The organism is Mycobacterium sp. (assembly GCF_035697385.1).
Taxonomy (GTDB): domain Bacteria; phylum Actinomycetota; class Actinomycetes; order Mycobacteriales; family Mycobacteriaceae; genus Mycobacterium.
In genome coordinates, this window is record NZ_DASSCY010000170.1 from 1 (window position 1) to 6,242 (window position 6,242).

Annotated in this window: 6 protein-coding genes and 2 pseudogenes; 7 read left to right on the forward strand and 1 reads right to left on the reverse strand. The window is 66.8% G+C overall.

The annotated features are described in order from the left end of the window. The 6 genes and pseudogenes from VFH65_RS13960 to VFH65_RS13985 all read left to right on the forward strand — a co-directional run. Positions 1 to 491, forward strand: a pseudogene (locus VFH65_RS13960) (hypothetical protein); the annotation flags it as partial. Between the two features lie 81 nt (positions 492 to 572). Further along, on the forward strand, positions 573 to 1,517 hold the full coding sequence (locus tag VFH65_RS13965) for a Rossmann-like and DUF2520 domain-containing protein (RefSeq protein WP_353322280.1): 945 nt from the start codon (positions 573 to 575) through the stop codon (positions 1,515 to 1,517). A gap of 2 nt (positions 1,518 to 1,519) precedes the next feature. Next, positions 1,520 to 2,455, forward strand: coding sequence for a pantoate--beta-alanine ligase (gene panC / locus VFH65_RS13970; protein ID WP_414688413.1), 936 nt, complete (start codon positions 1,520 to 1,522; stop codon positions 2,453 to 2,455). After that, positions 2,455 to 2,871, forward strand: coding sequence for an aspartate 1-decarboxylase (gene panD, locus VFH65_RS13975; protein WP_353322282.1), 417 nt, complete (start codon positions 2,455 to 2,457; stop codon positions 2,869 to 2,871). Before panC ends, panD begins: the two co-directional genes overlap by 1 nt. Before the next feature lie 2 nt (positions 2,872 to 2,873). Next, positions 2,874 to 3,689, forward strand: coding sequence for a type III pantothenate kinase (locus VFH65_RS13980; protein WP_353322283.1), 816 nt, complete (start codon positions 2,874 to 2,876; stop codon positions 3,687 to 3,689). Positions 3,690 to 3,797: 108 nt separating this feature from the next. Further along, complete coding sequence (locus tag VFH65_RS13985) at positions 3,798 to 4,814, forward strand: methyltransferase (RefSeq protein WP_353322284.1); 1,017 nt, start codon at positions 3,798 to 3,800, stop codon at positions 4,812 to 4,814. A gap of 5 nt (positions 4,815 to 4,819) precedes the next feature. Here VFH65_RS13985 and VFH65_RS13990 read toward each other — a convergent pair whose 3' ends face one another. Further along, positions 4,820 to 6,055, reverse strand: coding sequence for an alanine racemase (locus VFH65_RS13990; protein ID WP_353322285.1), 1,236 nt, complete (start codon positions 6,053 to 6,055; stop codon positions 4,820 to 4,822). A gap of 23 nt (positions 6,056 to 6,078) precedes the next feature. On the opposite strand from VFH65_RS13990, the pseudogene VFH65_RS13995 reads away from it, so the two are divergent. Beyond that, a pseudogene (locus VFH65_RS13995) lies at positions 6,079 to 6,242 on the forward strand (lysine--tRNA ligase); the annotation flags it as partial.

A 6,242-nucleotide genomic window follows, 5' to 3' on the forward strand; every position in this document is an offset into this window, starting at 1 on the left:
CGCAACAACAGGAGCCACCCAAGCCGCCGCCACCCCCACCGCCCACGCCGACGCCGACGCCTGAGCCCGGCTGGGAACCGGCGCCGGCCGAGGGGGAGTGGATTCCCGCGGGAGCGCCAGGCAGCAACTGGGTTTCGCCCGCTGCGGAGAACGGCTCCTCGAGCGAGTACGTCGGACGACGACGGGCCCCCGAGCCGGCGATGCAGGCTCCGCCTGTCGACGTTCACCGCGGCCGCCACTCCGCACCGCCGGAAGCCGCCGATCCGGGTCGGCCGCCTGCTCCGCCCACACTGGCCACCGAGTCCGCGGGCCCGCCACCACACCCGGAGCCGGAGCCCCCGCGACCAGAGCCCCCGACCGCGCCCCCCGCGCCGCGGCATCGCAGTGCCGAGGACACGGCGACCACCGGTGGCCAGTCGGTGGCCGAGCTGCTGGCCAGGTTCCAGGCCACTCCGACCGGGGGCGGCCGTCGCCGTCGCCGCGAGGAATGAGATAACCTCTTACCGACCGTCCGGTACCCGCACCGCAGGACCGGAACGAACAATTCTCTGACATTCAGCGAGGTCGTCTGCATGGGGACCCCCGACGGATTCCGTCCGGCGCGGCTCACGATCGGCATCATTTCCGCTGGTCGGGTGGGCACCGCGCTCGGTGTCGCATTGGAACGTGCCGAGCACGTCGTGGTCGCGTGCAGCGCCATATCGCACGAATCGCGACAGCGCGCGCAGCGCCGACTGCCCGACACCGCCGTGCTGCCCGTCGACGAGGTGGCAGGCCGCGTTGAGTTGCTGCTGCTGGCGGTTCCCGACGCCGAACTGCCTGCGCTCGTGTCGGGCCTTGCGGCCACCGATGCCGTGCGGCCGGGCACGATCGTCGTGCACACCTCCGGCGCCAACGGCGTCGCCGTGCTGGCTCCCCTGACCGAGCGTGGGTGTATCCCGCTCGCGATCCATCCCGCGATGACCTTCACGGGCACCGACGAGGACATCGATCGGCTGCCCGGTGCGTGCTTCGGGATCACCGCGGCCGACGAGGTCGGCTATGCGATCGCGCAGTCTCTGGTGCTGGAGATCGGCGGCGAGCCGTTCCGCGTCCGCGAGGACGCCCGCACTCTCTATCACGCGGCGTTGGCGCATGCCAGCAATCACGTTGTCACTGTGGTACTCGACGCCGTCGAGGCGCTGAGGGCCGCGTTGTGGGGTCAGGAGTTGCTTGGCCAGGAACTGGTCGGCGACGCGCCAGGAGGGATTGCCGAGCGTGTGATCGGTCCGCTGGCGCGCGCGTCGCTGGAGAATGCGCTGCAGCGCGGACAGGCGGCACTGACCGGCCCGGTGGCCCGCGGCGACGCGGCAGCGGTTGCAGGGCATCTGCGTGCGGTGGCCGAGGTGGATCCCCAACTGGCACAGGCGTATCGGGCCAATTCGCTGCGCACCGCCCAGCGCGCACATGCGCCAGGCGACGTGTTCGCGGTGCTCGCCGATGGGCCCACGCGTCAGCTGGGGACTGGGCAGCTATGACCATGCGCAAGCCAAAGTTCACCGGCGGCGAGCTCAACGTTTATCCGAGCCCACGCGACGTCTCCGATGTCACAAGGGCGCTGCGGGCCACCGGTCGCAGAGTGATGCTGGTGCCGACGATGGGTGCCCTGCACGAAGGCCACCTCGCGCTGATCCGCGCCGCCAAGCGGGTGCAGGGCGCTGTCGTGGTGGCGTCGATCTTCGTCAACCCGTTGCAGTTCGGCGCAGGCGAGGACCTTGATGCCTATCCGCGCACGCTCGACGACGATCTTGCAGCGTTGCGGGCCGAAGGCGTCGAGATCGCGTTCACCCCGACCGCCTCTGACATGTACCCCGACGGCACCCGCACCTCGGTGCATCCCGGCCCGCTGGGTGAGGAACTCGAAGGTGCTTCGCGCCCAACGCATTTCGCTGGCGTACTCACCGTTGTGCTCAAGCTGCTGCAGATCGTGCGGCCGGACCGCGCGTTCTTCGGTGAGAAGGACTACCAGCAGCTGGTGCTGATCCGGCAAATGGTGACCGACCTCAACGTCGACGTGCAGATCGTGGGCGTGCCGATCGTGCGGGAGGCCGACGGGCTGGCGATGTCGTCGCGCAACCGCTATCTGGACGACGTGGAACGCGAGCAGGCAGGCGCGCTGTCGGCCGCGCTGCTGGCGGGGATGTACGCGGCCTCGGGTGGTACGGCGGCCGCGCTCGACGCCGCGCGTGCGGTTCTCGATGAGGTGCCCGTGATCGACGTCGACTACCTGCAGGTGCGCGACCCGATGCTCGGTCCGCCCCCGCCAGAGGGCGCAGGTCGAATACTGATCGCCGCGCGGCTGGGCACGACGCGGCTGCTGGACAACATCGCCATTGACATCGGAGCAGCGGCAGGCATCGACGGTCATCCCGGGGTCGCTTCCGCCGAAAATCACGAATTGCCTTGGAGGAATTGATGTTACGAACGATGCTGAAATCGAAGATCCATCGCGCCACTGTCACGCAGGCAGACCTGCACTACGTCGGCTCGGTGACCATCGACGCAGACCTGATGGACGCCGCCGATCTGCTCGAGGGCGAGCAGGTCACCATCGTCGACATCGAGAACGGCGCCCGGTTGGTCACCTACGCCATCACCGGTGAGCGCGGCAGCGGTGTGATCGGTATCAACGGGGCGGCGGCGCACCTTGTGCACCCGGGCGACCTGGTGATCCTGATCGCCTACGGCACGATGGAGGACGCCGAGGCCCGCACCTATCAGCCTCGAGTGGTGTTCGTCGACGCCGACAACAAGCAGATCGATCTTGGCGAGCACGCCCACGACCCCGCATACGTGCCGGCCGATGTGGCCGAGCTGATGTCGCCGCGATAAACGTGCTTCTCGCGATCGACGTCCGCAACACCCACACCGTGGTCGGGTTGATCTCGGGCTCTGGGGAGCACGCGAAAGTGGTGCAGCACTGGCGGATTCGCACCGAACCCGAGGTAACGGCCGACGAGCTGGCGCTGACCATCGATGGCCTCATTGGTGACGACTCCGAGCGGCTGACCGGTGCGACCGGGCTGGCCACCGTACCGTCGGTGCTTCACGAACTGCGGGAGATGCTCGGCCAGTACTGGCCGTCGGTGCCGCATGTGCTCATCGAGCCGGGCGTGCGAACCGGCATCCCCCTGCTGGTCGACAATCCCAAGGAGGTGGGTGCCGACCGCATCGTCAACTGCCTTGCGGCTTATCAGAAGTACGGCACGGCGGCCATCGTCGTCGACTTCGGATCGTCGATTTGCGTCGACGTGGTATCGGCCAAGGGCGAATTCCTTGGCGGCGCAATAGCTCCCGGCGTGGAGGTGTCCTCGGATGCAGCCGCGGCGCGGTCGGCGGCACTGCGCCGTGTAGAGCTGGCCAGGCCGCGGTCGGTGATCGGCAAGAACACCGTCGAGTGCATGCAGGCCGGCGCGATATTCGGATTCGCGGGACTGGTAGACGGATTGGTGCGGCGTATCCGCGAGGACGTCGACGGCTTCGCAGGCAGCGACGTCGCGGTGGTGGCCACCGGGCACACCGCCCCGCTGCTGCTACCCGATATGCGCACCGTCGAGCACTACGACGAGCACCTCACCCTCGACGGCCTGAGGCTGGTTTTCGAACGCAATCGCGACAGCCAGCGCGGCAGGCTCAAGCAGGCCCGCTAAGGTGTTTGCGATCGCAATGTGAGCGAACAGCGTTCTTCGTGATAACCGAACGCGCAATGAATCATTGGCTCACACTGGCGGCATGGGGCTAATGGGAGGGACATTGCTGTGAGTGCTGTCGAGCCGTTGGATCCTGGGCGGATACTTGAGCTGGGGTTGGCATTCTGGTCGTCGAAGACGCTGTTGAGCGCGGTTGAACTAGGGGTGTTCACCGAGCTTGCCAAGGGCCCGCTGACAGCGGAAGAACTGCGGCAGCGGATCGGGATTCATGAGCGGGCCGCGCGTGACTTCTTCGATAGTCTCGTCGCCCTTCGCATGCTCGAGCGCGACGGTGACGTGTACTCCAACGCTGCGGAGGCCGACGCGTTTCTCGACAAGGCGAAACCGTCGTACACCGGCGGCCTGCTCGAGATGGCCAACAACCGCCTGTACGCGTTCTGGGGAAACCTGACGGAAGGCCTGCGCACCGGTGAGCCGCAGAACGAGGCGAGGTCGGACGAGGACTTCTTCGGAATTCTCTATTCGGACCCCGCGAAACTGCGCGAATTCGCACAAGCGATGACCGCGGTCAGCATGGGGTCGGCATTGGCGATCGCAGAGAAGTTTCCGTGGCAGAAGTACAAGACATTCATGGACATCGGGACTGCACAGGGCAACGTGCCGGTCCAGGTGGCGCTAAAGCATCCGCATCTGACGGGCGGTGGTACCGACCTGTCCCCGCTTGAACCGGTGACTACCGAATACATTGCCGCCAACGGCTTATCGGACAGACTGCGATTTCAAGCACACGACTTCTTCGCCGAGCCGTTTCCCAACGCCGATGTGTTGATCATGGGCCACATACTTCACGACTGGGACCTGACCGAAAAGAAGATGTTGATCAACAAGGCGTATGACGCACTTCCCGATGGTGGCGCGCTGATCGCCTACGACGCGATCATCGACGATGACCGGCGAGAGAACATTTACGGCCTGACTATGAGCCTCAACATGCTGATCGAGACGCCCGGCGGTTTCGACTACACGGGCGCGGACTGCCGCGGATGGATGGCCGAGATCGGCTTCAGCGACAGCTACGTCGAGCCGCTGACGGGCGGCGAATCGATGGTCGTCGGCATCAAATAGGCCCACTAGAAAAACGTGCGAATCAAGTCGACGACCCGGTCACCGTCGTCGAGCACCGGGATCAACAGCCACTTGTCGAACACCGTGCACGGGTGCGAGATGCCGAAGCCCAGCCACGCTCCCACGTCGAGGTGGTCCGCACCGCCGAGCCGCAAATACGCGTGCTGATCGTTGAGCTTGGTGACGACGCTGTCGGCGAGCCCGAGCGGCACTGGCAGATCCTGGTCGAACGACACGTCGCGACGGCCCATCGTCAGCACCGCCAACTCGGGCTCCGGACGCGACACCACCTGTGCCCACACCTGCAGGGCCGGCAGGAACGCCAGCGGTGACGTCCTGGCGTAGAGGCCGTGGTCGTGGGTCAGATATGCCCCGCTGCGAACAATGGTGCGCACTGACAACCCCGTCGGCCAGTCGCCGGTCAACACGTCGGCCACCACGTCGAAGTACGTGCTGCCCCCGGCGGTCGCGATGACGCGGTCCGTCTCGAACAGCGCGGCCAGGCGTACGACGGCCGCACGCATCTCCAACAGATACGACGTCACATTCGCGACTGCCTCCGGTCCGACGTCATGTCCGAGCGCGGCCTCATAGCCCGCGACACCAACCAACCGCAGTCGTGGCGATTCCGCCGCCGCGCGCGCCACCGAGTCGACGGCGTCTTTCCCGCGGCATCCGGTCCGCCCGCCGGCCATCCCGACCTCCACGCAGACATCGACGGGCCGGACTGCCCCCGCGGCCGACAACGCCTTTGTCATCAAGTCCACTCCGTGCACCGAATCCACCCAGCACGTCAGGCGGAAATCGGGATCGGCGTCCAATTCGGCTGCCAGCCAACGCAGTCCTGCCTCGTCGACCAGCTCGTTGGCCAACACCACATCGCGCACCTCGAAGGCGCGGTAGACGCGGACGTGGCTCAGCGTGGCCGCGGTAATCCCGCATGAGCCCGCATGGAGCTGGCGTGCGAACAGCTGGGGCGCCATGTGTGTCTTGCCATGCGGCGCCAGCTCCACACCGCGGTCGCGACACCAGTCAGCCATCGTGGCCAGGTTGTGCGCCAACGGGCCCGCGCGCAGCACGCAGACCGGCCCGACCGCGCCGGCCTGGAAAAGATCGGGTGCCTGCGCGCAGATTTGTGCGGGCGTGTGGCCCCACCACGCCGACGGCAGTCCCTTGAAGCGCCAGTCGATAACCTCGTCGACCACGGCGGTTAGCGCCGCCGCGCTGATGGGATCGGCCATGCGTTCATTTAAGCTGGCACGTCGTGACCTCTCCTGATCAGCCCGACACCGACTCCGACGTTCCCGAGCAGTTCCGGATCCGTCAGGGCAAGCGGGAGCGGCTGCTCACCGAGGGCCGCGACCCCTACCCCGTCGAGGTCGCCCGAACGCACACCCTTGCCGAGATCCGGCAGGCTTATCCCGACCT

Coding starts and splice junctions, on each gene's coding strand:
- panD (WP_353322282.1), top strand. CDS start 2,455: ATGTTACGAACGATGCTGAAATCGAAGATCCATCGCGCCACTGTCACG.
- VFH65_RS13965 (WP_353322280.1), top strand. CDS start 573: ATGGGGACCCCCGACGGATTCCGTCCGGCGCGGCTCACGATCGGCATC.
- panC (WP_414688413.1), top strand. CDS start 1,520: ATGCGCAAGCCAAAGTTCACCGGCGGCGAGCTCAACGTTTATCCGAGC.
- VFH65_RS13990 (WP_353322285.1), bottom strand. CDS start 6,055: ATGGCCGATCCCATCAGCGCGGCGGCGCTAACCGCCGTGGTCGACGAG.